Genomic DNA, 24,883 nt, shown 5'->3' with positions numbered 1-24,883 from the left:
TGGGGAACCCTCAGCCCACGGGGAGAGGGAGAAAACAGTAGTCCGGGTAAGGCGAAGCCGCCACCCGGCTTGTTTTATCAGAACACGTTAAACGGGTATTCCACGTAGGCGCGGATCTCGTCCCCGCCCACGTTATAGTCGCTGGCGTTGCTGGAGACGCGCAGCACGGAGTAGCGCAGTTTCAGCTTCAGATCTTTCGCCGGGCCGTCCTGCACCTGGTACTGGATCTGGTTAAACCACTCGTGCTCTTTGCCGTTGCTGGTTTCAGACGTCTTAATGTTGTCGCCGCGCACGTAGGCGGTGGTCCAGCTCAGGCCCGGCAGGCCGAGTCCGCCGAAGTCCAGGCCGTAGGATGCCTGCCAGGAACGTTCATCTTCGCCGTTAAAGTCAGACCAGTAGGAGTTCGCCAGCCAGATGGTGTTGCCGCCGTCACCCACGCCGCCCTTGTCGCGATATCCGCCGTAGTTATAGCCTGTGCTGCCGCTGCTCTGCTGGTACGCCACTTTGAACGTGTGAATATCCCAGATGTAGCTCGCCGCCAGGCTCCAGATGGTGTTGCTGCGGCCGGTGTCGAGGCTGTCAGCGTAGCCCTGATCCAGACGCGAGTTATAGCCGTTAAAGTCGAGCACCAGCTGCTGCCCGGTGCTGAACGGCTGTTTGAAATTCAGCCCCAGGTACTGTTTGTTCATCACCTCTTCGTTATGAGAGGCGTATAGCGCGCCGCTGAACTGGTCGTTGAACTGGTAGCTTGCGCCACCGAAAGTCAGGCTTTTCAGGCCGCTGTCGTGGCGGTCGTCGCTTTTACGCTGCTCGTCGGTGAAATAACCGGCGTTCACTTCCAGCCCGTCGATCTCTTTCGAGGTCAGCATGGCACCGGTGTAGCTTTCAAACAGCAGGCGGGAGCTGTCGGCGTTAACGATAGGCAGTTCAGGACGCTGGTTACCGTAGCTCAGCACGGTATTCGAGATCCGCATTTTGGCGGTAGCGCCAAATTTCGCTAAATCGGATTTGGCCCGGCCATCGTCTTCCTGTTTAAAGAAGTCGATACCGCCCGCGCCGCTCTTGCCGCGACCGCCGTCCAGGCGCACGCCGTACTGCGCGATGCCGTCCACGCCAAAGCCCACCAGCCCTTCGGTATAGCCGGATTCAAAGGTGGCGATGATTCCCTGACCCCATTCGGCTTTATCCTGCTGGCCCTGATGGTAGTCACGGCTGATATACGCATTGCGTAAAAACAGGTCTAAATGGCTGTCGTCGATAAAACCCTTGCTGTCAGATTGCTGGCTTGCAGCGGCGGGTAATGCGGCGAATAAACTTAAAGCAATTAACGATAATTCTTTTTTCACGGAGGGAACGTCTCTGTCTTAATATATTAAATTGAATTACTGCGTGTTTGATAATTACCGGAAAGATTAACGATTGCAATAAATATGTGACCAGACGTTTCAGCCGGAAAGGGTAGATTTGACGGGGCTTTCAGAGGTGTTACCGATACGTGCGATTTAGTTAGCAATTCATGCGAAATAAAAAGGAGGCAAAATTGCCTCCTTCCAAAATTATTTAATTCCGTCAGCGGCCATTCGGTCGCGAATATGCTGTGCGCGCGCTTCTGAGGCCGGGTGATCGTCAAACATGGAGCTCTGGCGACCCGCTTCCAGTTTTGCCAGCTTTTCGAAGCTGGTGGCTAAACCGGATGGATTAATACCGCGTTTGCGCAACAGATCGTAGGAGTAGTCGTCCGCTTCGGACTCCTGACGCTGCGAGAACTGGGAGTTAACCAGTTTTTCACCTACGTCACCAAGCTGCGACTGGGACAGGCTGCCAACGATGCCCCCCGCAGAGGCCGCCGCCGCGCGAATGGCGTTGGTGCCTAAGGCAACCTGCATCCCTTTCTTCACGTGGCCGAGCGCAACGTGACCCATTTCATGGCCGATAACCGCTTCTACTTCGTTGTCGGTCATCATGTCCATCAGGCCGCTGTAAACGCGGATACAGCCGTTGGCCATCGCGAAGGCGTTGACGTCTTTCGCCATGTAAACCTTGTAGTTCACCGGCTGGCCGTTGATGTTATCGCCGAGCGCGGAAGCAATCTTATTCAGACGCTGCGTGTAGGTACTGTCAGCCGGCGCAAGCGTGGCTTTTCCGTCCATATCTTTACAGGCCTGATCGCTCAGCGCTTTAACCTGCGCGTCGCTCAGGGAGTAGGCCTGAAAGGCTTCTGCACCTGAGGTCATCAGACCGTTAGAGTCCATATTCTGACAGCCGCTCAGCACGAGCGTTGTACCCAGGGCCAGCACTATTGCACGCATTTTCATGAGGTTGCTTCCGTACTCGTTAAACTGAATAAAATCCGAAAAGTGCACCCGCAACGAAGCCGGGGCGGGATAAGTATAAGGAATATCTACAGGCGCGGGCGAGCAGATTGCGCAACATGCGAGCATGATCCAGAGATTTCTTAAGCTGCAAAAGAATGGTCCATGTACATGCCCTGCGGCTTGGGTTACATTGTTGGCACTTTTTTCCGGCGTAGCCCAAAACGCGCTGTCGTCAAGGGCATGGCCTTTAACAGTCCGATCTGGAGTTAAAATGTCCTCACGTAAAGAGCTTGCTAATGCTATTCGTGCGCTGAGCATGGACGCAGTACAGAAAGCCAAATCCGGCCACCCGGGTGCCCCTATGGGTATGGCTGATATCGCCGAAGTCCTGTGGCGTGATTTCCTTAACCACAACCCGCAGAACCCGGCATGGGCTGACCGCGACCGTTTCGTGCTGTCTAACGGCCACGGCTCTATGCTGATCTACAGCCTGCTGCACCTCACCGGCTACGATCTGCCAATCGAAGAGCTGAAAAACTTCCGTCAGCTGCACTCCAAAACTCCAGGTCACCCGGAAGTGGGCTACACCGCTGGCGTAGAAACCACCACCGGCCCGCTGGGTCAGGGCATTGCTAACGCTGTGGGTATGGCTATTGCCGAGAAGACCCTGGCGGCGCAGTTCAACCGTCCTGGCCATGACATCGTTGACCACTTCACCTACGCTTTCCTGGGCGACGGCTGCATGATGGAAGGCATTTCTCACGAAGTGTGCTCCCTGGCTGGTACTCTGAAGCTGGGCAAACTGGTGGCGTTCTACGATGACAACGGTATCTCCATCGACGGTCACGTTGAAGGCTGGTTCACTGACGACACCGCCGCACGTTTCGAAGCCTACGGCTGGCACGTTGTGCGTGGTGTTGATGGCCACGATGCTGACTCGATTAAACGTGCAGTAGAAGAAGCTCGCGCAGTCACCGATAAACCGTCCCTGCTGATGTGCAAAACCATCATCGGCTTCGGTTCTCCGAACAAAGCGGGCACCCATGACTCCCACGGCGCACCGCTGGGCGACGCGGAAATCGCACTGACCCGTGAAGCACTGGGCTGGAAACACCCTGCCTTCGAAATCCCGTCTGAGATCTATGCTCAGTGGGATGCTAAAGAAGTGGGCCAGGCGAAAGAAGCGGCCTGGAACGAGAAATTCGCTGCCTATGCGAAGGCGTTCCCACAGGAAGCGGCTGAATTCACCCGTCGTATGAAAGGCGATATGCCGTCTGACTTCGACGCGAAAGCCAACGAATTCATCGCGAAGCTGCAGGCGAACCCGTCTAAAATCGCCAGCCGTAAAGCATCTCAGAATGCGATTGAAGCGTTCGGTCCGCTGCTTCCAGAATTCCTGGGCGGCTCCGCTGACCTGGCGCCTTCTAACCTGACCCTGTGGTCTGGTTCTAAGCCAATCAACGAAGACACTGCCGGTAACTACATCCATTACGGTGTACGTGAGTTCGGTATGACCGCTATCGCGAACGGTATCGCTCTGCACGGTGGTTTCCTGCCATACACCTCTACCTTCCTGATGTTCGTGGAATATGCACGTAATGCCGTGCGTATGGCTGCGCTGATGAAACAGCGTCAGGTGATGGTCTACACCCATGACTCCATCGGTCTGGGCGAAGATGGTCCAACTCACCAGCCGGTAGAGCAGGTAGCTTCCCTGCGCGTAACCCCGAACATGAGCACATGGCGTCCATGTGACCAGGTTGAATCTGCGGTGGCGTGGAAATACGGCGTTGAGCGTCAGGACGGCCCGACCGCGCTGATCCTCTCCCGTCAGAACCTGGCGCAGCAGGAGCGTACCCCTGAGCAGCTGGCAAACATCGCCCGCGGTGGCTACGTGCTGAAAGATTGCGCGGGCCAGCCTGAGCTGATCTTCATCGCGACCGGTTCTGAAGTTGAACTGGCTGTAGCTGCATGGGAAAAACTGACTGCCGAAGGCGTGAAGGCGCGCGTGGTCTCCATGCCGTCTACCGATGCGTTCGACAAGCAGGATGCTGCTTACCGTGAATCCGTACTGCCTAAAGCGGTTTCCGCTCGCGTGGCGGTGGAAGCGGGTATTGCTGACTACTGGTTCAAATACGTGGGTCTGAATGGCGCTATCGTCGGTATGACCACCTTCGGTGAGTCTGCTCCGGCAGAACAGCTGTTCGAAGAGTTCGGCTTCACCGTTGAGAACGTTGTCGCTAAGGCGAAAGAACTGCTGTAATCGCCGTTTTGCCCGGTGGCGCTTACGCTGACCGGGCCTACAAATGGCTCAAAAGTAGGCCGGGTAAGCGCTAGCGCTTACCCGGCTTTTTTTGCGTCATTATTCCAACGAAAATGTGACGCAAGTCATATAGCTCGCTTATTCATCTGGACAGACATTCCTTTTATTCCCCGATTCGCTTATTCTTGCTGAAGCGTTTCAGTCGATTAAATGTTCGACAATTGACCAATCAATCGCAGTTTGTGATAGCAAAGATTCCCCTTCGGGCGTCGCTGGATTACTCTTTCAGCCACCTCAAACTCAGGGATTGCTTTGCAGGAGATCTATGACCGTACGCGTAGCGATTAATGGCTTCGGTCGCATCGGGCGTAATGTGGTTCGTGCTTTGTATGAATCCGGACGTCGGGCGGAAATCACCGTGGTGGCAATCAATGAACTGGCGGATGCTGCTGGCATGGCGCATTTATTGAAGTATGACACCAGCCACGGACGCTTCGCCTGGGATGTGCGCCAGGAAAGAGATCAGCTTTTTGTGGGTGATGACGCTATTCGTGTGCTGCATGAGAACAGCATTTCCGGGCTACCCTGGCGTGAACTGGGTGTGGATGTCGTGCTTGACTGTACCGGTGTGTATGGCAACCGCGAACACGGCGAAGCGCATCTGAGAGCAGGCGCGAAGAAAGTCCTGTTTTCTCATCCCGGCAGTCACGACCTCGACGCGACCGTCGTGTTTGGCGTCAACCAGCATGAGCTGCAAGCCGAGCACCGCATTGTTTCCAACGCCTCCTGCACCACCAACTGCATTATTCCGGTCATCAAACTGTTAGACGATGCGTATGGCATTGAATCCGGCACCGTAACCACGATTCACTCCGCCATGCACGATCAGCAGGTTATCGACGCCTATCACCCGGATTTACGACGCACTCGCGCGGCGAGCCAGTCAATCATCCCGGTGGACACGAAACTGGCTGCAGGGATCACCCGAATTTTCCCGCAGTTTAATGACCGTTTCGAAGCGATTGCCGTGCGTGTTCCGACGATAAACGTCACCGCAATCGACCTCAGCGTGACGGTGAAAAAACCGGTAAAAGCCTGTGAAGTCAACCTGTTGCTGCAAAAAGCGGCACAGGGAGCATTTCATGGTATAGTTGACTATACGGAATTACCGTTGGTCTCAGTAGATTTTAACCACGACCCGCACAGCGCCATCGTGGATGGCACGCAGACGCGAGTCAGTGGTGCGCACCTTATCAAGACGCTGGTCTGGTGTGATAACGAATGGGGCTTTGCTAACCGAATGCTCGACACCACGTTAGCCATGGCCGCAAAAGGTTTCAGGTAGAGCGCACCTTGCGCTTGCAAAACTTTAAGAATCAACGAGAGGATTCACCATGTCTGTAATTAAGATGACCGATCTGGATCTGGCAGGTAAACGCGTTTTCATCCGTGCCGATCTGAACGTACCGGTTAAAGATGGCAAAGTGACCAGCGACGCGCGTATCCGTGCATCTCTGCCAACCATTGAACTGGCTCTGAAGCAGGGCGCTAAAGTGATGGTCACCTCCCACCTGGGCCGTCCAACTGAAGGCGAGTACAACGAAGAGTTCTCTCTGCTGCCGGTTGTTAATTACCTGAAAGACAAACTGTCCAACCCGGTTCGCCTGGTTAAAGATTACCTGGACGGCGTAGACGTTGCCGAAGGTGAGCTGGTTGTTCTGGAAAACGTTCGCTTCAACAAAGGCGAAAAGAAAGACGACGAAACCCTGTCCAAAAAATACGCTGCACTGTGCGACGTATTCGTGATGGATGCATTCGGTACTGCGCACCGTGCGCAGGCATCTACCCACGGTATCGGTAAATTCGCAGACGTCGCGTGTGCGGGTCCTCTGCTGGCTGACGAACTGGAAGCACTGGGTAAAGCACTGAAAGAACCTGCTCGCCCAATGGTCGCTATCGTTGGTGGTTCTAAAGTGTCTACCAAACTGACCGTTCTGGATTCCCTGTCTAAAATCGCTGACCAGCTGATCGTTGGCGGTGGTATCGCGAACACCTTCGTTGCCGCTCAGGGCCACAACGTGGGTAAATCTCTGTACGAAGCAGACCTGGTTGACGAAGCCAAACGCCTGCTGGGTACCTGTGATATCCCGGTTCCAACTGACGTTCGCGTGGCGACCGAGTTCTCCGAAACCGCAACCGCGACCTTGAAATCTGTAAACGACATCAAAGACGAAGAGCAGATTCTGGACCTGGGCGACGTTTCTGCACAGAAACTGGCTGAAATCCTGAAAAACGCAAAAACTATCCTGTGGAACGGTCCTGTTGGCGTGTTCGAATTCCCGAACTTCCGCAAAGGGACTGAAATCGTGGCTAACGCAATCGCAGACAGCGAAGCGTTCTCTATCGCAGGCGGTGGTGACACCCTGGCAGCAATCGACCTGTTCGGTATCGCTGACAAGATCTCCTACATCTCCACTGGTGGCGGCGCATTCCTCGAATTCGTGGAAGGCAAAGTACTGCCAGCAGTAGCAATGCTCGAAGAGCGCGCTAAGAAGTAAGCCATTCAAGGGCAGGGAAACCTGCCCAATTTTCAGCGCGCTTTTAAGAGCTCGCACCTTTTCTAACGGCCGAAGATACAGGACTAAGCAACATGTCTAAAATTTTTGATTTCGTAAAACCTGGCGTTATCACTGGTGATGACGTACAGAAAGTGTTCCAGGTAGCTAAAGAAAACAACTTCGCTCTGCCAGCAGTTAACTGCGTAGGTACCGACTCCATCAACGCCGTACTGGAAACCGCTGCAAAAGTTAAAGCACCGGTTATCGTTCAGTTCTCTAACGGCGGCGCTGCGTTCATCGCAGGTAAAGGCGTGAAAACTGACATTCCTCAGGGTGCTGCTATCCTGGGTGCTATCTCTGGTGCGCACCACGTTCACCAGATGGCTGAACACTACGGTGTTCCAGTTATCCTGCACACTGACCACTGCGCGAAGAAACTGCTGCCGTGGATCGACGGTCTGCTGGACGCGGGTGAAAAACACTTCGCGGCAACCGGTAAGCCACTGTTCTCTTCTCACATGATCGACCTGTCTGAAGAGTCACTGCACGAAAACATCGAGATCTGCTCTAAGTACCTGGCGCGCATGGCCAAAATGGACATGACCCTGGAAATCGAACTGGGTTGCACCGGTGGTGAAGAAGACGGCGTGGACAACAGCCACATGGACGCTTCTGCCCTGTACACCCAGCCAGAAGACGTTGATTACGCTTACACCGAGCTGAGCAAAATCAGCCCACGCTTCACCATTGCAGCGTCCTTCGGTAACGTGCACGGCGTTTATAAGCCAGGTAACGTGGTTCTGACCCCGACCATCCTGCGCGATTCTCAGGAATACGTTTCCAAGAAACACAACCTGCCGCACAACAGCCTGAACTTCGTCTTCCACGGCGGTTCCGGTTCTTCTGCTCAGGAAATCAAAGACTCCGTAAGCTACGGCGTAGTGAAAATGAACATCGATACCGACACCCAGTGGGCAACCTGGGACGGTATCCTGCAGTACTACAAAGCGAACGAAGCTTACCTGCAGGGCCAGCTGGGCAACCCGAAAGGCGAAGACCAGCCGAACAAGAAATACTACGATCCACGCGTATGGCTGCGCGCTGCTCAGACGTCCATGGTGACCCGTCTGGAGCAGGCATTCAAAGAACTGAACGCAATCGACGTTCTGTAATTTGAGCTGCTGACAGCATCAGAAGGCCCGCAAATGCGGGCCTTTTTTTATGTTTTTTCAATACCCTGTCAGACCTGTTTTTGTGATCTGTTTGGCAAAGCCGGTGCTTTTTGTTTACCCTTTACTGACCTGCCTGTCTCCATGGGGGATGGATTTTGTGTTTTGGTTTAACAAAAGGAAGAATAAATGGAACAACTCGATGTTGTAGACAGCATCAATAACGCCGGCAACTGGCTGGTGCGCAACCAGGCCCTGCTGCTGAGCTATGCCGTGAACATTGTCGCGGCGATTGCCATCATCATCGTCGGGATGATCGTGGCGCGTATCGTGTCGAACGCCGTCAACCGTGTGATGGTCGCGCGACACATTGACGCCACGGTGGCTGACTTCCTCTCCGCACTGGTGCGCTACGGCATTATCGCCTTCACGCTGATTGCCGCACTGGGCCGTGTTGGGGTGCAAACCGCCTCCGTGATTGCCGTTCTTGGTGCCGCCGGTCTGGCCATTGGTCTGGCACTGCAGGGCTCGCTTTCAAACCTGGCGGCGGGCGTACTGCTGGTGACTTTCCGTCCGTTCCGTTCCGGTGAATATGTTGACCTTGGCGGCATCGCCGGTACCGTGTTGCAGGTACAGATTTTCTCTACCACCCTGCGTACCGTCGATGGTCGTATTGTGGTGGTACCGAACGGGAAAATCATTGCGGGCAATATCATTAACTTCTCCCGCGAGCCGGTGCGTCGTAACGAGCTAATCATCAGCGTGGCGTATGATTCCGATATCGATCAGGTGAAGTCGCTGATCGCGAATATCATCGCCTCTGACGACCGCATTCTGAAGGACCGCGAGCAGACGGTTCGCCTGAACGAACTGGGTGCTTCCTCTATTAACTTCGTGGTGCGTATCTGGAGCAAAAGCAGCGATCTGCAAAACGTTTACTGGGATGTGCTGGAGCGCATCAAGCGCGATTTCGACGCCAACGGCATCAGCTTCCCTTACCCGCAGATGGACGTAAACGTCAAAAAAGTCAAAGAAGCAGAATAACGTCACCCGTAGGCCCGGTAAGCGCTCGCGCCACCGGGCTTTACTTTCATAAGCTCCGCTAATACCCAATTAATATTATCCATTTCCTCTAATGTGATTCGCGCAGTATAGTCAGCCTCCAGAACAACACTGCGAGAAAATCGTCATGCTATCTTATTATTTTCAAGGGCTTGCCTTAGGTGCGGCCATGATTTTACCCCTCGGCCCGCAAAACGCCTTCGTAATGAATCAGGGCATTCGCCGCCAGTATCATCTGATGATTGCCCTGCTGTGCGCGGTGAGCGATCTGCTGCTGATTTGCGCCGGCATTTTTGGCGGCAGCGCGCTGCTGATGCAGTCCCCCTGGCTGCTGGCGCTGGTGACCTGGGGTGGCGTGGCGTTTCTGCTGTGGTACGGATTCGGTGCGTTGAAAACGGCGATGAGCAGCAACCTCGAACTGGCGAGCGCGGAAGTCATGAAGCAGGGCCGCTGGAAGATTATCGTCACCATGCTGGCGGTCACCTGGCTAAATCCGCACGTCTACCTCGATACCTTCGTAGTGCTGGGCAGCCTGGGCGGACAGCTGGACGTTGAGCCGAAACGCTGGTTTGCGCTCGGCACGGTTAGCGCCTCTTTCCTCTGGTTCTTCGGTCTCGCCATTCTGGCGGCATGGCTGGCGCCTCGTCTGCGGACTGCCAAAGCCCAGCGCATTATTAATACCCTGGTGGGGCTGGTGATGTGGTTTATTGCTTTTCAGCTGGCAAAAGAGGGCATTCACCACGTCCAGGAATTGTTCAACTAATCCTTGTCTTATGGACAACTGAGCAAGACCCGCTAAGCTTGCTGGCATGAGCCCTGTTGTTGGGGCACTCTTCGCAACATGGAGGAATGACAGTGAAGTTTAAAGTGATGGCCCTCGCGGCATTAGTAAGTTTCGGTGCGGTGTCGGCGCAGGCAAGTGAACTGCCGGATGGCCCGCACATCGTCACGTCAGGCACCGCAAGCGTGGACGCGGTACCGGATGTTGCAACCCTGGCAATTGAAGTGAACGTGGCGGCAAAAGATGCCGCTTCCGCCAAAAAACAGGCAGACGATCGTGTTGCGCAATATCTCTCTTTCCTGGAACAGAACGGTGTTGCTAAAAAAGACATCAGCTCTGCGAACCTGCGTACCCAGCCCGATTACGACTACCAGAACGGCAAAAGTATCCTGAAAGGCTATCGCGCCGTGCGCACTGTGGAAGTGACCGTGCGTCAGCTGGACAAGCTGAACTCTCTGCTGGACGGTGCGCTGAAGGCCGGCCTGAACGAAATCCGTTCCGTGTCGCTGGGCGTTGCGCAACCGGAGAAATACAAAGACGAAGCGCGTAAAGCGGCAATTGATGATGCCATTCATCAGGCGGAACAGCTGGCGTCTGGCTTCAAGAGCAAGCTTGGCCCGGTATACAGCGTGCGTTACCACGTCTCTAACTACCAGCCAAGCCCGATGGTTCGGATGATGAAGGCGGACGCCGCGCCGGTTTCTGCTCAGGAAACCTACGAGCAGCCAACGATTCAGTTCGACGATCAGGTTGATGTGGTGTTCCAGCTGGAACCCGTTGCAGCACAGCCGAAACCTGCACAATAATCAATAGGCCGGGTAAGGCGTAGCCGCCACCCGGCTTTTCATTTTAATCCTGTCTCAACACCTTATGTCCAAATGCCAGCAGCGCATCAGTCACGTTGCGCATCATGCGGCTTTCCGGCGCAAAACGGTGCCAGTAGAGCATCCGGCGCTGATACAGCCCCGGCGTCAGGTCAATCAGCTCACCGCTTTTCAACTCTTTCTCAATCTGTAAATGCGGGATCATGCAGCAGGTGGTGCCCTGACGCGCCAGCTGCACAAAGGCTTCGGACGAGTTAACGATATGACACGGCACGCTGCCCGGCGGCAGATCGAAGTTTTGCTGCAAAAACGCCTGGTGCATATCGTCCAGATGGTCGAACGCCACGGCAGGGGCTTTCAGCAGCGCGGCGCGGGTGACGCCATTCGGGAAGTAGCGCTCCGCAAAGGCTTTTGAACCGACAAACAGGTAGTCGAGCGCGCCCAGCTGATCGACAAGACAGCTTGGCAGGGCCTGAGGCTGGATACTGACCGCCCCAACCACTTCGCCGCGACGCAGGCGCTCCTGGGTGCGGGTTTCATCTTCGACCTGAAGATTCAGGCGGATAGGGGAGTCGGCCAGCACCGGCGCAAGAGCCGGCAGCAGCCAGGTCGCCAGACTGTCGGCGTTCACCGCCAGCGAGAGCAGCAGCGGCGTGGAACCCGTTTGTTCGTCACCCAGCCACTCGTCTTCCAGCAGTTCAACCTGACGCAGCAGGGCGAGAAGCTTTTGACCTTGCTCCGTTGGGCGCGGCGGTACGGTACGCACCAGCAGCGGCTGCCCGAACATGTTTTCAAGCTGTTTGATACGTTGTGATACGGCGGACTGGGTGATGCACAGCTTTTGCGCTGCGCGCTCAAAGCCGCGTTCACGAATAACTGCATCAAGTGCCTGTAGTGTTCTGTAGTCCGGACGTTTCATTGCTCTGGCTGGCTCCTAAATTTTGCTTAATCTGCACTATGACACAATTTTCCCTTCCTGACAGACGAAATCCATTCGACGTGTTCTATAATGCGCCCTGAGTTTTCACACCACAGGCAAAACGATCATGACGCAGGATGAACTGAAAAAAGCAGTAGGATGGGCCGCTCTCCAGTACGTACAGCCAGGGACCATTGTCGGTGTTGGTACGGGGTCAACGGCGGCGCACTTTATCGATGCACTGGGCACGATGAAGGGGCAGATCGAGGGCGCGGTTTCCAGCTCCGATGCGTCCACGGAAAAGCTGAAAAGCCTCGGCATTACCGTTTTCGATCTCAACGAAGTGGATCGTCTGGGCATTTACGTTGATGGCGCGGATGAAATCAACGGCCATATGCAGATGATCAAAGGCGGCGGCGCGGCGCTGACCCGTGAAAAGATCATCGCCTCCGTGGCGGACAAGTTCATCTGCATCGCGGATGCCTCCAAGCAGGTCGACATTCTGGGTAATTTCCCGCTGCCGGTTGAAGTGATCCCGATGGCGCGCAGTGCGGTTGCCCGTCAGCTGGTGAAGCTGGGCGGCCGTCCGGAATACCGTCAGGGCGTGGTCACCGACAACGGTAACGTCATCCTCGATGTTCACGGTCTGGAGATTCTCGACGCGATTGCGCTGGAAAACGCCATCAACGGCATTCCAGGCGTCGTCACCGTAGGGTTATTTGCCAACCGCGGCGCGGATGTGGCGCTGATCGGTACGGCTGACGGTGTGAAAACCATCGTAAAATGATCTGACGGGGGGAGTGCTCCCCCCGCTAAAAAATTTTTGAAAAGCTAAATTTGGTGACTTGTGTCACGCTTTTCCGCCTCTTTTGCCGATCCTGCCACGTTTGTAAATTTCCTCAGCATTTTACTCTGTCATTTTGCCCTGTATGACTTTTCTTCAGAGTGCCGACGCAAACGTTCATATTGCTGCAATAGTTTTTTTTGATATGTTGGCTACAGCGGATTTCAATCCAGCACAACATCAGTTCAGATAAAAACAGGGTCGGGGAAATGGCAAAGGTATCACTGGAGAAAGACAAGATTAAATTCCTGCTGGTCGAGGGCGTGCACCAGAAAGCGCTTGATAGCCTTCGTGCGGCGGGTTACACCAACATCGAATTTCACAAAGGCGCGCTGGACACGGAAGAGCTGAAAGCCGCCATCCGTGATGCCCACTTCATTGGCCTGCGATCCCGTACCCACCTGACTGAAGACGTGATTGCCGCGGCAGAAAAGCTGGTTGCTATTGGCTGTTTCTGCATCGGCACCAACCAGGTCGACCTGAACGCTGCCGCAAAACGCGGTATCCCGGTCTTTAACGCCCCGTTCTCTAACACCCGTTCCGTGGCGGAGCTGGTGATTGGCGAGCTGCTGCTGCTGCTGCGCGGTATCCCGGAAGCTAACGCCAAAGCGCACCGTGGCGTGTGGAACAAACTGGCCGCGGGCTCATACGAAGCCCGTGGTAAAAAGCTGGGGATCATCGGCTACGGCCACATCGGTACCCAACTGGGGATCCTGGCGGAATCGCTGGGGATGCACGTCTACTTCTACGATATCGAAAGCAAGCTGCCGCTGGGTAACGCGACGCAGGTACAGCATCTGTCTGACCTGCTGAACATGAGCGACGTGGTCAGCCTGCACGTGCCGGAAAACGCCTCCACCAAAAACATGATGGGCGCGGAAGAGCTGGCGCTGATGAAGCCGGGATCTCTGCTGATCAACGCCGCGCGTGGTACGGTGGTCGATATCCCTGCGTTGTGCGATGCGCTGAAGCGTAAGCATCTGGCGGGGGCGGCCATCGACGTGTTCCCGACGGAACCGGCCACCAACAGCGATCCGTTTAACTCTCCGCTGTGCGAATTCGACAACGTGATCCTGACGCCGCACATCGGCGGTTCTACTCAGGAAGCGCAGGAGAATATTGGTCTGGAAGTGGCGGGTAAGCTGAGCAAATATTCCGACAACGGTTCAACGCTTTCTGCGGTGAACTTCCCGGAAGTGTCTCTGCCGCTGCACGGCGGTCGTCGTCTGCTGCACATCCACGAAAACCGTCCTGGCGTGCTGACCGCCATCAACCAGATTTTTGCCGAGCAGAGCGTTAACATTGCCGCCCAGTATCTGCAAACCAACTCGCAGATGGGTTATGTGGTTATCGATATTGAAGCCGATGAAGATGTTGCTGAGAAAGCGCTGCAGAGCATGAAGGCCATACCGGGGACGATTCGCGCGCGTCTGTTGTATTGATGGTGCGGTCTGTGGTGTCGGGTGGCGGCTACGCCTTACCCGACCTACGTTGAGCTTTTGTAGGCCGGGTAAGCGTAAGCGCCACCCGGCTTTATGCTACCAAAGCCACGTTTTACCTGGCGTTACCACCGCCGGCAGCGGCACATCCCATTTCTCCACCGGCAAGGCTTCTACAGCCTGGCAATCATGCGCATACCCCACCGGCTGCAAACCATACTGCCGCCAGTTTTGCAGCGTCCGGTCGTAAAAACCGCCGCCCATACCTAAGCGCTGTCCCTGCTCATCAAACGCCACCAGCGGCGTAATCAGCACGTCCAGCTCGGACAGCGGGAGTACGTCGCGCACGTCGAGTTTAGGCTCGGTGATTTTCAGACGATTCACCACCAGCTCGCTGTGCGGATGGTAGTGCAGAAACAGCAGATTGCCCCGGCTGAACGGATGCAGTACCGGCAGGTAAACTTTTTTCCCGGCGCGCCAGAGCTGGTCGATAAGCGGCTGGGTGTCCAGTTCGCCGTCAAACGAGAGAAACAGCGCGACGGTGTTTGCCATCACCACGGGCGGATAGGCCATCATGCGGGCAGCGGCCTGCTGCGCAAAGTGTGCTTGTTGTTCGGACGTAAGGGCGCGACGACGCTGGCGAATGAGCTGACGGATGTCCTGGCGTGAAGCAGAAACTTCAGGGAATTGAGTCATGGTAGTCGGTAGAAGAAGAGAGAGGGAATCTCCGAGATGCCGCCGCAGGCTGTAACCCTTGAACCCTTGGTTCAAGGTGAATGTGTCGTCATAGTTTTAAGGCTTCTCGGACGAACCGAGCATGCTCACCAACCATGGAGCGCCACATTCTTGTGGTATGAAATATCGGCTCAGGGGACTGGCCCGCTTGCAAACATCTCAGAGAAATTTTGTCTTCACAGTTACTCTACCATAGTCAACTGCGAAGTGTTATTCAAACTTTGGTCCCGGTCTTTCGGGATTGCGACCTTGATCAAGCAACGCCTGTTCAATGGTCTGCTGGAGCATTTTAATGCGCTGCTCCATGCTAGCCGCGTAATCGCGGGTCTTCGCTTTTTCCTGAGTCAGTTCATAGCTGATGTTCAACGCGGCGATGAAAACCAGCTGCTCAGTATTTGTGACTCTAGTGCGTTCTTTTAGATCTTGCAACCGCTGATTCAAATCGTCCGCAGCCTGATTCAAAGCATCCCTTTGTTCAGGTGGACAATTCACTCGCAGTGAACGGCCAAAAATCTGGAGATCGACGGGTTGTGCAGACATGCCACCTTCCTGCTGATTGACTGCGCTGCCTTCGCTTACTGCCCCGGGGGCTGCGAAGGGGCGACACTATAGCTACCCTGATGTGAAGATACAAGCCCTTTTCTGGTATCACCAGGGTCCAAAGTGGTAGCATATCATGAATATCCTCCCTTTGATGACGAATGCGTATGTCTATACAGAACGAAATGCCTGGTTACAAGGATTTAAACCAGTTACTGAACCAGCAGGGAGTCGGTCTTACCCCTGCCGAAATGCACGGTCTGATCAGCGGCATACTGTGCGGCGGAAACAGCGACAGCTCATGGCAGCCGCTGATCCACGACCTCACCAACGAAGGGCTGGCGTTTGGCCATGAACTGGCGGAAGCGCTGCGAAAAATGCACGCGGCAACCAGCGATTCGCTGGAAGACGATGGCTTCCTTTTTCAGCTTTATCTGCCTGAAGGCGACGATGTCAGCGTCTTCGATCGCGCCGATGCGCTCGCGGGGTGGGTAAACCACTATCTGCTTGGCCTGGGCGTCACCCAGCCTAAGCTTGATAAAGTCACCGGCGAAGCGGGTGAAGCGATTGACGATCTGCGCAACATCGCCCAGCTTGGCTACGATGAAGAGGAAGATCAGGAAGAGCTGGAAATGTCTCTCGAAGAGATCATCGAGTACGTGCGCGTGGCGGCGCTGCTGTGCCACGACAACTTTACGCGCTCGCAGCCGACCGCGCCGGAAGTTCGCAAGCCAACCTTACATTAAGAAAAATAACGCACAGGAGGGTGTCATGGTTATCTCGCAACAAGAGTATTTGCGCCGTCGTCAGGCGCTGCTGGCAAACATGCAGCCGGGAAGCGCGGCGCTGATTTTTGCCGCGCCGGAAGTGACGCGCAGCGCCGACAGCGAATACCCCTATCGCCAGAGCAGCGATTTCTGGTACTTCACCGGCTTCAACGAGCCGGAAGCGGTGCTGGTGCTGATTAAGAGCAATGACACCCACAACCACAGCGTGATTTTCAACCGCGTACGAGACTTAACCGCTGAGATTTGGTTTGGCCGCCGCTTAGGGCAAGAGGCCGCCCCGGAAAAGCTGGGCGTTGACCGCGCGCTGGCGTTTAGCGAAATCAACCAGCAGCTCTATCAACTGCTTAATGGCCTCGACGTGCTCTACCACGCGCAGGGCGAATACGCCTACGCCGATGAGATTGTTTTCAACGCGCTGGAAAAACTGCGTAAAGGCTCGCGGCAGAACCTGTCCGCGCCCGCCACCCTCACGGACTGGCGTCCGGTGGTGCACGAGATGCGTCTGTTCAAATCTGAAGAAGAGCTGAACGTGCTGCGCCGTGCGGGCGAAATCAGCGCCCTGGCGCACACCCGCGCGATGGAAAAATGTCGTCCCGGAATGTTTGAATACCAGCTGGAAGGCGAAATTCACCACGAATTTAACCGCCACGGCGCGCGTTATCCCTCCTACAACACCATCGTTGGCGGCGGGGAAAACGGCTGCATTCTGCACTACACCGAAAACGAAAGCGCGCTGCGCGACGGCGATCTGGTGCTGATTGACGCCGGTTGCGAATATCAGGGCTACGCGGGCGACATCACGCGTACCTTCCCGGTGAACGGCATGTTTTCGCCAGCGCAGCGGGCGATTTATGACATCGTTCTCGAATCACTCGAGACGGCGCTGAAGCTGTATCGCCCGGGCACCTCCATTCAGGAGGTGACCGGTGAGGTGGTGCGCATCATGATTACCGGGCTGGTTAAGCTTGGGATCCTCAAAGGGGATGTCGATACCCTGATTACCGAGAATGCTCACCGCCCGTACTTTATGCACGGCCTGAGCCACTGGCTGGGGCTGGACGTGCACGACGTGGGCGCGTACGGCCCTGAACGTTCGCGCGTGCTTGAACCGGGCATGGTGCTGACCGTCGAGCCGGGCCTGTACATCGCGCCGGATGCCGACGTGCCAGAGGAATACCGCGGAATTGGCATTCGTATTGAAGACGACATCGTCATCACCGAAACCGGCAACGAAAACCTGACCGCGAGCGTGGTGAAAAAAGCGGACGATATCGAGGCGCTGATGGCAGCGGCGCGCGTATGAGCGTGATTATCGTTGGCGGCGGCATGACCGGCGCCACGCTGGCGTTAGCCATCTCGCATTTGACGAAGGGGCAGCTTCCGGTGCATCTGGTTGAAGCCGTCGCGCCGCAGGCGAAGAATCACCCTGGGTTTGATTCCCGCGCCATTGCCCTGGCGCAGGGCACCTGCCAGCAGCTATCCCGCATTGGCATCTGGCAGGCCATCGCCGACTGCGCTACCGCCATTAATACCGTGCACGTGAGCGATCGCGGTCATGCCGGGTTTGTGACGCTGGATGCCCATGATTACCGTATTGACGCGCTGGGTCAGGTCGTTGAACTGCACGATATTGGCCTGCGCCTGTTCCGCCTGTTGCAGGACGCGCCGGGCGTCACGTTGCACTGCCCGGCACGCGTTGCCAGCTTCACCCGCAGTGAAGACGCGGTCAGCGTAACGCTGGACAATGGCACCGTGCTTGACGGACAGCTTCTGGTGGCGGCTGACGGGTCGCGCTCGGCGCTCGGCACCCAGTGCGGCGTAGCGTGGCGGCAGCAGCCTTACGGGCAGGTCGCGGTCATCGCGAACGTCTCGACCGCAGCAGAACACAACGGCCGGGCGTTTGAGCGCTTCACCCAGCACGGCCCGCTGGCGATGCTGCCGATGACGGGCGGGCGCTGCTCGCTGGTCTGGTGCCACCCACAGGAAAAGGCCGAAGAGGTTAAATCCTGGTCCGACGAACGTTTTTGTACCGAGCTGCAGAAAGCCTTTGGCTGGCGGCTGGGGCGTATTACCCATGCCGGGAAACGTGCGGTCTATCCGCTGTCGTTAACCACGGCGTCACAGTCTGTTTCTCACCGCGTGGCGCTGGTCGGCAACGCGGCGCAAACCCTCCACCCCATCGCCGGGCAGGGTTTTAACCTCGGCCTGCGGGATGTGATGAGCCTGGCCGAAACGCTCTCGCAGGCGTGGAGCGAACAAAAAGACTGTGGCGCTTACCCGGTGCTAAGCCATTACCAGACGCGACGTCAGGCCGATAAAGAGGCGACGATTGGCGTCACCGATGGTTTAGTCCATCTCTTTGCCAATCGCTGGGCGCCGCTGGTTGTTGGTCGCAACCTCGGGCTGGTGGCGATGGAACTGTTCATTCCGGCACGTGACGTGCTGGCGCAGCGGACCCTGGGTTGGGTCGCGCGTTAAGGAGTTATCACCGTGCAAAATGTTGATGTTGCCATCGTTGGCGGCGGAATGGTTGGGCTGGCGCTGGCCTGTGGATTACAGGGCAGCGGCCTGCGCGTGGCCGTGCTGGAGCAAAAGCAGCCCCAGCCTGTCGCATCTGATGCCCCGCCGGAACTCCGCGTGTCGGCGATTAACGCGGCCAGCGAAAAGCTTTTAACGCGTCTCGGCGTCTGGTCAGATATCGTCGCCCAGCGCGCCAGCTGCTATCACGGAATGGAAGTGTGGGACAAAGACAGCTTTGGCCATATTGCCTTTGATGATGAAAGCATGGGCTATAGCCATCTGGGGCATATCATAGAGAATGCGGTGATCCACCACGCGCTGTGGCAGAAAGCAGAGCAGTGCAGCGACGTGACGCTGGTTGCGCCTGCGCAGATCCAGCAGGTGGCATGGGGCGAAAACGAGGCGTTTATCACCCTGCAAAGCGGCGACATGCTGACCGCGCGTCTGGTGGTCGGTGCCGACGGCGCTAACTCCTGGCTGCGCAACAAGGCTGATATCCCGCTGACGTACTGGGATTACCGCCATCATGCGATGGTGGCAACGATCCGTACTGAAGAGCCGCACGGCGGCGTTGCGCGGCAGATTTTCCACAACGACGGCATACTGGCGTTTCTGCCGCTTGCCGATCCGCACCTGTGCTCGATTGTCTGGTCCCTGGTGCCGGAGAAAGCGCAGCAGATGCAGGATGCGACGCCGGAGGCCTTTAACCAGGCGCTGTGCGTGGCGTTTGATAACCGCCTTGGCCTGTGCAAGCTTGAAAGCGAGCGTCAGGTATTCCCGTTAACCGGCCGCTACGCGCGTCAGTTTGCCGCGCACCGTCTGGCGCTGGTGGGGGATGCTGCCCATACCATTCATCCGCTGGCCGGGCAGGGCGTTAACCTCGGCTTTATGGACGCGGCGGAACTAGTGGAAGAACTGCGTCGCCTGCACCGTGAGGGTAAAGATATCGGCCAGCATCTGTATCTGCGTCGCTACGAGCGCAGCCGCAAGCACAGTGCGGCGATGATGCTGGCAGGAATGCAGGGCTTCCGCGAGCTGTTTGCCGGGGCAAATCCGGCGAAAAAACTGCTGCGCGATATCGGCCTCAAGCTGGCCGACACCCTTCCCGGCGTCAAACCTCAACTTCTTCGTCAGGCAATGGGTCTTAACGATCTTCCCGACTGGTTACGCTAACCTCGATCCCCGTCACACTTTATTTTCCCGGCCTCTGCGCCGGGAAAATCCCCTCGTTTGAAATATTCTAATTCCACGCCATTTTTCGCATTAGTTATTCTCATGTCGTGATTTTTACGTGACGGAAATTCGGCCCGTTTTTCCGCACGAAATATCACCATGTGCTAAATCCTGTTAGATCATTGTTAATTTTGTGCGGGGTTAATCGCATTTTTCCAGTGAATAACTCTGTAGGCTTTTCAGCGTTTTTTGGTCATAAGCTAATGTGATGACCCGTTTTACCTTATGGTTAACCGCCGGTTTCGGTGGTAAGTTCAGGTAAAAGAGAACGTTTGCGTCGGCATTCGGGAACGAGGCCGATACCGGGTTTCACGGTGAATTTTTCAACGAGGACAAGATGGCTCAACAGACTCCTTTGTACGAACAACACATGTTATGCGGCGCCCGCATGGTGGACTTCCATGGCTGGATGATGCCGCTGCACTACGGCTCGCAGATTGATGAGCACCACGCGGTGCGCACCGATGCCGGTATGTTCGACGTGTCCCACATGACGATTGTCGATCTGCGCGGTAGCCGCACCCGGGAGTTTTTGCGTTATCTGCTGGCAAACGACGTCGCCAAACTGAAGACGCCGGGTAAAGCGCTCTATACCGGCATGCTGAATGCCTCGGGCGGCGTGATTGACGACCTTATCGTCTACTACTTCACTGAAGATTTCTTCCGCCTCGTTGTAAACTCCGCCACCCGCGAAAAAGACCTCTCCTGGATCACCCAACACGCCGAACCTTATGCCGTCGACATCACCGTCCGTGACGATCTGTCGCTGATCGCCGTGCAGGGACCAAACGCGCAGGCAAAAGCCGCCTCTCTCTTTAACGACGAGCAGCGCACCGCCACCGAAGGCATGAAGCCGTTCTTCGGCGTGCAGGCGGGGGATCTGTTTATCGCCACCACCGGCTATACCGGTGAAGCGGGCTACGAAATTGCGATGCCGAACGAGAAAGCTGCCGATTTCTGGCGTGCGCTGGTAGAAGCGGGCGTGAAGCCTGCGGGCCTGGGCGCGCGCGATACGCTGCGTCTGGAAGCGGGCATGAACCTCTACGGTCAGGAAATGGATGAAGGCGTCTCTCCGCTGGCGGCCAACATGGGCTGGACCATCGCGTGGGAACCGGCTGACCGTGATTTTATTGGCCGTGAAGCGCTGGAGATGCAGCGCGAGAAGGGCACCGAACAGCTGGTGGGACTGGTGATGAAGGAAAAAGGCGTGCTGCGCGGCGAGCTGCCGGTGCGCTTTACCGATGCTGACGGCAATCATCGTGAAGGCGTGATCACCAGCGGAACCTTCTCACCGACGCTGGGCTACAGTATTGCACTGGCACGCGTGCCGGCAGGCATTGGCGACACGGCGGTAGTGCAAATCCGCAACCGCGAAATGCCGGTCCACGTGACCAAACCGATTTTTGTTCGCGCCGGTAAGCCGGTCGCCTAACTATTTTTATCAGGAGAACTTCAATGAGCAATGTGCCAGCAGAACTGAAATACAGCAAAGAACACGAGTGGCTGCGCAAAGAGGCGGACGGCACTTACACCGTAGGGATCACCGAGCACGCGCAGGAGCTGCTGGGCGACATGGTGTTTGTTGACCTGCCTGACGTGGGCACGACCGTTAGCGCGGGCGACGACTGCGCCGTGGCGGAGTCCGTAAAAGCGGCATCAGACATCTACGCACCGGTAAGCGGTGAGATTGTTGCGGTCAACGATGCGCTGAGCGACTCGCCAGAGCTGGTCAACAGCGAGCCTTATGAAGGCGGCTGGATCTTCAAGATCAAAGCCAGCGACGAATCGCAAGTTGCCGCGCTGCTGGATGCAACCGCGTACGAAGCACTACTGGAAGACGAATAACGTTGTGCCGGATGGCGCTGCGCTTATCCGCCTTACAGGGCCCGCTAAGCGGTAGCGCCACCGGGCAACAGCGTTACAGATAACTACGATTCACTGCACGTATCAGGAACCATCGCTCATGACACAGACTTTAAGCCAGCTTGAAAACCGTGGCGCCTTCATTGAACGTCACATTGGGCCGGATGCTCAGCAACAGCAGGAGATGCTGAAGACGGTTGGCGCGGATTCATTAGACGCACTGATCGGCCAGATTGTGCCAAAAGACATCCAGCTTGCCACGCCGCCTCAGGTAGGGGAAGACACCACGGAGTTCGCCGCGCTGGCGGAGCTGAAGGCTATTGCAGGCCTCAACAAGCGCTATAAGTCTTACATTGGCATGGGCTACACCAACGTGCAGTTACCGCCGGTTATCCTGCGCAACATGCTGGAAAACCCGGGCTGGTACACCGCTTACACCCCTTATCAGCCAGAAGTTTCTCAGGGGCGTCTGGAAGCGCTGCTGAACTTCCAGCAGGTGACGCTGGATCTGACCGGTATGGATATCGCTTCCGCCTCTCTGCTGGATGAAGCGACCGCCGCTGCCGAAGCGATGGCGATGGCAAAACGCGTAAGCAAGCTGAAAAATGCTAACCGCTTCTTCGTGGCGGCGGACGTGCATCCCCAGACGCTGGACGTGGTGCGCACCCGTGCAGAAACCTTCGGCTTTGAGGTGATCGTCGACGACGCCGACAAAGTGCTGGATCACCAGGACGTCTTCGGCGTGCTGCTGCAGCAGGTGGGCACCACCGGCGAAGTTCACGACTACGGCGCGCTGATTGCCGAGCTGAAATCCCGCAAAGTGGTTGTCAGCGTTGCCGCCGATTTTATGGCGCTGGTGCTGCTGACGGCGCCGGGCAAACAGGGCGCGGATATTGTATTCGGCTCTGCGCAGCGCTTCGGCGTGCCGATGGGCTACGGCGGCCCGCACGCGGCGTTCTTCGGCGCGAAAGATGAATTCAAACGCTCCATGCCAGGCCGTATCATTGGCGTGTCAAAAGATGCTGCCGGTAATACCGCGCTGCGCATGGCGATGCAGACCCGCGAGCAGCATATCCGCCGCGAGAAAGCGAACTCCAACATCTGTACTTCTCAGGTACTGCTGGCAAACATCGCCAGCCTGTATGCGGTATTCCACGGTCCGGCCGGCCTGAAGCGCATTGCCAGCCGCATTCACCGCCTGGCCGATATTCTGGCCTGCGGCCTGCAGCAGAAGGGCCTCAAGCTGCGCCACGCGCACTACTTCGACACCCTGTGCGTGGAAGTGGCAGACAAAGCCGCCGTGCTGGCGCGCGCGAATGCAGCAGAAATCAACCTGCGCAGCGACATCCACAACGCGGTCGGCATTACGCTGGATGAAAGCACCACTCGCGACGATATCCTGAGCCTGTTCAGCGTGTTGCTGGGCGACGCACACGGTCTTGACGTTGATACGCTCGACAAAGAGGTCGCGCTCGACAGCCGCTCCATTCAGGAAAGCATGCTGCGCAATGACGCGATCCTGACTCACCCGGTGTTCAATCGCTATCACAGCGAAACCGAGATGATGCGCTATATGCACTCTCTGGAGCGCAAGGATCTGGCGCTGAACCAGGCGATGATCCCGCTGGGCTCCTGCACCATGAAGCTGAACGCCGCGGCAGAGATGATCCCGATTACCTGGCCTGAATTCTCCGAACTGCACCCGTTCTGCCCGCCAGAACAGGCGGAAGGCTATCACATGATGATCAACCAGCTTTCAGACTGGCTGGTGAAGCTGACCGGTTATGACGCGCTCTGCATGCAGCCGAACTCCGGCGCGCAGGGTGAATACGCGGGCCTGCTGGCGATCCGTCACTATCACGAAAGCCGTAACGAAGGCCACCGCGATATCTGCCTGATCCCAAGTTCCGCCCACGGCACCAACCCGGCCTCAGCCCAGATGGCGGGCATGGAAGTGGTGGTGGTCGCGTGCGATAAGAACGGCAACATCGATTTGGCCGACCTGCGTGCGAAAGCCGAGCAGGCGGGCGACAAGCTCTCCTGCATCATGGTGACCTACCCGTCTACCCACGGCGTGTACGAAGAGACCATCCGTGAAGTGTGCGAAGTGGTGCACCAGTTTGGCGGTCAGGTTTACCTCGACGGCGCGAACATGAACGCCCAAGTGGGCATCACCTCTCCGGGCTTCATTGGCGCGGATGTGTCGCACCTGAACCTGCATAAAACCTTCTGCATTCCGCACGGCGGTGGCGGCCCGGGCATGGGGCCAATTGGCGTCAAAGCGCACCTGGCGCCGTTTGTGCCAGGGCACAGCGTGGTGCAGATTGAAGGCATGCTGACCCGTCAGGGCGCGGTCTCTGCGGCCCCGTTCGGTAGCGCATCAATCCTGCCAATCAGCTGGATGTACATCCGCATGATGGGCGCGGAAGGGCTGAAGCAGGCGAGCCAGGTGGCTATTCTGAACGCCAACTACATTGCGACTCGCCTGAAGTCCGCCTTCCCGGTGCTCTATACCGGCCGCGACGGTCGCGTGGCGCACGAGTGCATTCTGGATATTCGTCCGCTGAAAGAGCAGACCGGCATCAGCGAGCTGGATATCGCCAAGCGTCTGATCGACTACGGCTTCCACGCGCCAACCATGTCGTTCCCGGTTGCGGGGACGCTGATGGTGGAGCCGACCGAGTCTGAAAGCAAAGCCGAGCTGGACCGCTTTATCGACGCGATGTTGGCCATCCGCATGGAGATCGACCGCGTGCAGGACGGCGAATGGACGCTGGAAGATAACCCGCTGGTCAACGCCCCGCATACCCAGCACGAGATGGTGGCAGAGTGGAACCACGGTTACTCCCGCGAGCTGGCCGTCTTCCCGGCAGGCGTGGCAAACAAATACTGGCCGACCGTGAAGCGTCTTGATGACGTTTACGGCGACCGTAATCTGTTCTGCTCCTGCGTGCCGATGAGCGAATACCAGTAAGTATTTGCCAACTGTAGGCCGGGTAAGCGTAAGCGCCACCCGGCTTTTTTTTATCT

At 56.6% G+C, this 24,883-nt stretch carries 21 protein-coding genes and 1 other RNA gene; 16 read left to right on the top strand and 6 right to left on the bottom strand.

Annotated elements, in window-relative coordinates; genetic code table 11:
• Positions 1-77 precede the first annotated feature (77 nt).
• Together IM273_RS11605 and IM273_RS11600 are read right to left on the bottom strand one after the other, a co-directional pair.
• Entirely contained in the window at positions 78-1,346 is a 1,269-nt protein-coding gene (locus tag IM273_RS11605; protein WP_028014341.1) for an OprD family outer membrane porin, read from the bottom strand.
• Between the two features lie 210 nt (positions 1,347-1,556).
• The gene (locus IM273_RS11600; protein ID WP_028014340.1) at positions 1,557-2,315 is read right to left on the bottom strand and encodes a M48 family metallopeptidase; all 759 of its coding nucleotides are present in this window, start codon (positions 2,313-2,315) and stop codon (positions 1,557-1,559) included.
• 271 nt (positions 2,316-2,586) lie between these two features.
• On the opposite strand from IM273_RS11600, the gene tkt reads away from it, so the two are divergent.
• The 7 genes from tkt (at position 2,587) to IM273_RS11565 (ending at position 10,954) form a co-directional block, all read left to right on the top strand.
• Positions 2,587-4,578, top strand: coding sequence for a transketolase (gene tkt / locus IM273_RS11595; RefSeq protein ID WP_041908344.1), 1,992 nt, complete (start codon positions 2,587-2,589; stop codon positions 4,576-4,578).
• A 325-nt stretch (positions 4,579-4,903) separates the two neighbouring features.
• Entirely contained in the window at positions 4,904-5,923 is a 1,020-nt protein-coding gene (gene epd, locus IM273_RS11590; RefSeq protein WP_045260751.1) for an erythrose-4-phosphate dehydrogenase, read from the top strand.
• A 49-nt stretch (positions 5,924-5,972) separates the two neighbouring features.
• Positions 5,973-7,136 (top strand): phosphoglycerate kinase, encoded by a 1,164-nt coding sequence (pgk, locus tag IM273_RS11585; protein WP_028014337.1) that lies wholly within the window; start codon positions 5,973-5,975, stop codon positions 7,134-7,136.
• Positions 7,137-7,228: 92 nt separating this feature from the next.
• Positions 7,229-8,308: a class II fructose-bisphosphate aldolase gene (fbaA, locus tag IM273_RS11580; protein ID WP_008499731.1), complete on the top strand. Its 1,080-nt coding sequence runs from the start codon at positions 7,229-7,231 to the stop codon at positions 8,306-8,308.
• A 186-nt stretch (positions 8,309-8,494) separates the two neighbouring features.
• The gene (gene mscS, locus IM273_RS11575; protein WP_003860082.1) at positions 8,495-9,349 is read left to right on the top strand and encodes a small-conductance mechanosensitive channel MscS; all 855 of its coding nucleotides are present in this window, start codon (positions 8,495-8,497) and stop codon (positions 9,347-9,349) included.
• Between the two features lie 145 nt (positions 9,350-9,494).
• Entirely contained in the window at positions 9,495-10,130 is a 636-nt protein-coding gene (gene argO / locus IM273_RS11570) for an arginine exporter ArgO (RefSeq protein WP_021242063.1), read from the top strand.
• Between the two features lie 92 nt (positions 10,131-10,222).
• Entirely contained in the window at positions 10,223-10,954 is a 732-nt protein-coding gene (locus tag IM273_RS11565; protein WP_028014336.1) for an oxidative stress defense protein, read from the top strand.
• 43 nt (positions 10,955-10,997) lie between these two features.
• Here the strand turns inward: IM273_RS11565 and argP are convergent, their stop codons facing one another.
• Positions 10,998-11,891 carry a DNA-binding transcriptional regulator ArgP gene (gene argP, locus IM273_RS11560; protein WP_003860089.1) on the bottom strand — a complete coding sequence of 298 codons (894 nt, stop codon included), beginning with the start codon at positions 11,889-11,891 and terminating at the stop codon, positions 10,998-11,000.
• A 127-nt stretch (positions 11,892-12,018) separates the two neighbouring features.
• Between argP and rpiA the strand changes: the two genes are divergently transcribed.
• Positions 12,019-12,678, top strand: a complete 660-nt coding sequence (rpiA, locus tag IM273_RS11555; protein WP_003860091.1) for a ribose-5-phosphate isomerase RpiA — start codon at positions 12,019-12,021, stop codon at positions 12,676-12,678.
• A gap of 266 nt (positions 12,679-12,944) precedes the next feature.
• A complete protein-coding gene (gene serA / locus IM273_RS11550; RefSeq protein ID WP_041908347.1) occupies positions 12,945-14,177 on the top strand; it encodes a phosphoglycerate dehydrogenase in 1,233 nt (410 codons plus the stop codon).
• Positions 14,178-14,273: 96 nt separating this feature from the next.
• Here serA and IM273_RS11545 read toward each other — a convergent pair whose 3' ends face one another.
• The 3 genes from IM273_RS11545 to zapA form a co-directional block, all read right to left on the bottom strand.
• Positions 14,274-14,870: a 5-formyltetrahydrofolate cyclo-ligase gene (locus IM273_RS11545; RefSeq protein WP_193051824.1), complete on the bottom strand. Its 597-nt coding sequence runs from the start codon at positions 14,868-14,870 to the stop codon at positions 14,274-14,276.
• 24 nt (positions 14,871-14,894) lie between these two features.
• Positions 14,895-15,078: non-coding RNA, 6S RNA (gene ssrS / locus IM273_RS11540), on the bottom strand.
• A gap of 41 nt (positions 15,079-15,119) precedes the next feature.
• Entirely contained in the window at positions 15,120-15,449 is a 330-nt protein-coding gene (gene zapA / locus IM273_RS11535) for a cell division protein ZapA (protein WP_006811891.1), read from the bottom strand.
• A 167-nt stretch (positions 15,450-15,616) separates the two neighbouring features.
• On the opposite strand from zapA, the gene IM273_RS11530 reads away from it, so the two are divergent.
• The 7 genes from IM273_RS11530 (at position 15,617) to gcvP (ending at position 24,827) form a co-directional block, all read left to right on the top strand.
• Positions 15,617-16,195, top strand: coding sequence for a YecA family protein (locus IM273_RS11530; protein ID WP_028014333.1), 579 nt, complete (start codon positions 15,617-15,619; stop codon positions 16,193-16,195).
• 31 nt (positions 16,196-16,226) lie between these two features.
• A complete protein-coding gene (pepP, locus tag IM273_RS11525) occupies positions 16,227-17,540 on the top strand; it encodes a Xaa-Pro aminopeptidase (RefSeq protein ID WP_193051830.1) in 1,314 nt (437 codons plus the stop codon).
• Positions 17,537-18,715 carry a 2-octaprenyl-6-methoxyphenyl hydroxylase gene (gene ubiH / locus IM273_RS11520; protein ID WP_193051825.1) on the top strand — a complete coding sequence of 393 codons (1,179 nt, stop codon included), beginning with the start codon at positions 17,537-17,539 and terminating at the stop codon, positions 18,713-18,715. The genes pepP and ubiH overlap by 4 nt, the downstream gene beginning before the upstream one ends.
• A gap of 12 nt (positions 18,716-18,727) precedes the next feature.
• Positions 18,728-19,930 carry an FAD-dependent 2-octaprenylphenol hydroxylase gene (ubiI, locus tag IM273_RS11515; protein WP_193051826.1) on the top strand — a complete coding sequence of 401 codons (1,203 nt, stop codon included), beginning with the start codon at positions 18,728-18,730 and terminating at the stop codon, positions 19,928-19,930.
• 397 nt (positions 19,931-20,327) lie between these two features.
• The gene (gcvT, locus tag IM273_RS11510) at positions 20,328-21,422 is read left to right on the top strand and encodes a glycine cleavage system aminomethyltransferase GcvT (RefSeq protein WP_193051827.1); all 1,095 of its coding nucleotides are present in this window, start codon (positions 20,328-20,330) and stop codon (positions 21,420-21,422) included.
• A gap of 23 nt (positions 21,423-21,445) precedes the next feature.
• On the top strand, positions 21,446-21,835 hold the full coding sequence (gene gcvH / locus IM273_RS11505; RefSeq protein WP_008499718.1) for a glycine cleavage system protein GcvH: 390 nt from the start codon (positions 21,446-21,448) through the stop codon (positions 21,833-21,835).
• Between the two features lie 118 nt (positions 21,836-21,953).
• A complete protein-coding gene (gcvP, locus tag IM273_RS11500) occupies positions 21,954-24,827 on the top strand; it encodes an aminomethyl-transferring glycine dehydrogenase (RefSeq protein WP_193051828.1) in 2,874 nt (957 codons plus the stop codon).
• Positions 24,828-24,883: the final 56 nt, after the last annotated feature.

It is taken from the genome of Enterobacter cloacae complex sp. P13B (genome assembly GCF_014895915.1).
GTDB classification, from domain to species: domain Bacteria; phylum Pseudomonadota; class Gammaproteobacteria; order Enterobacterales; family Enterobacteriaceae; genus Enterobacter; species Enterobacter bugandensis.
This window is presented reverse-complemented; position numbering and strand designations above follow the sequence as displayed.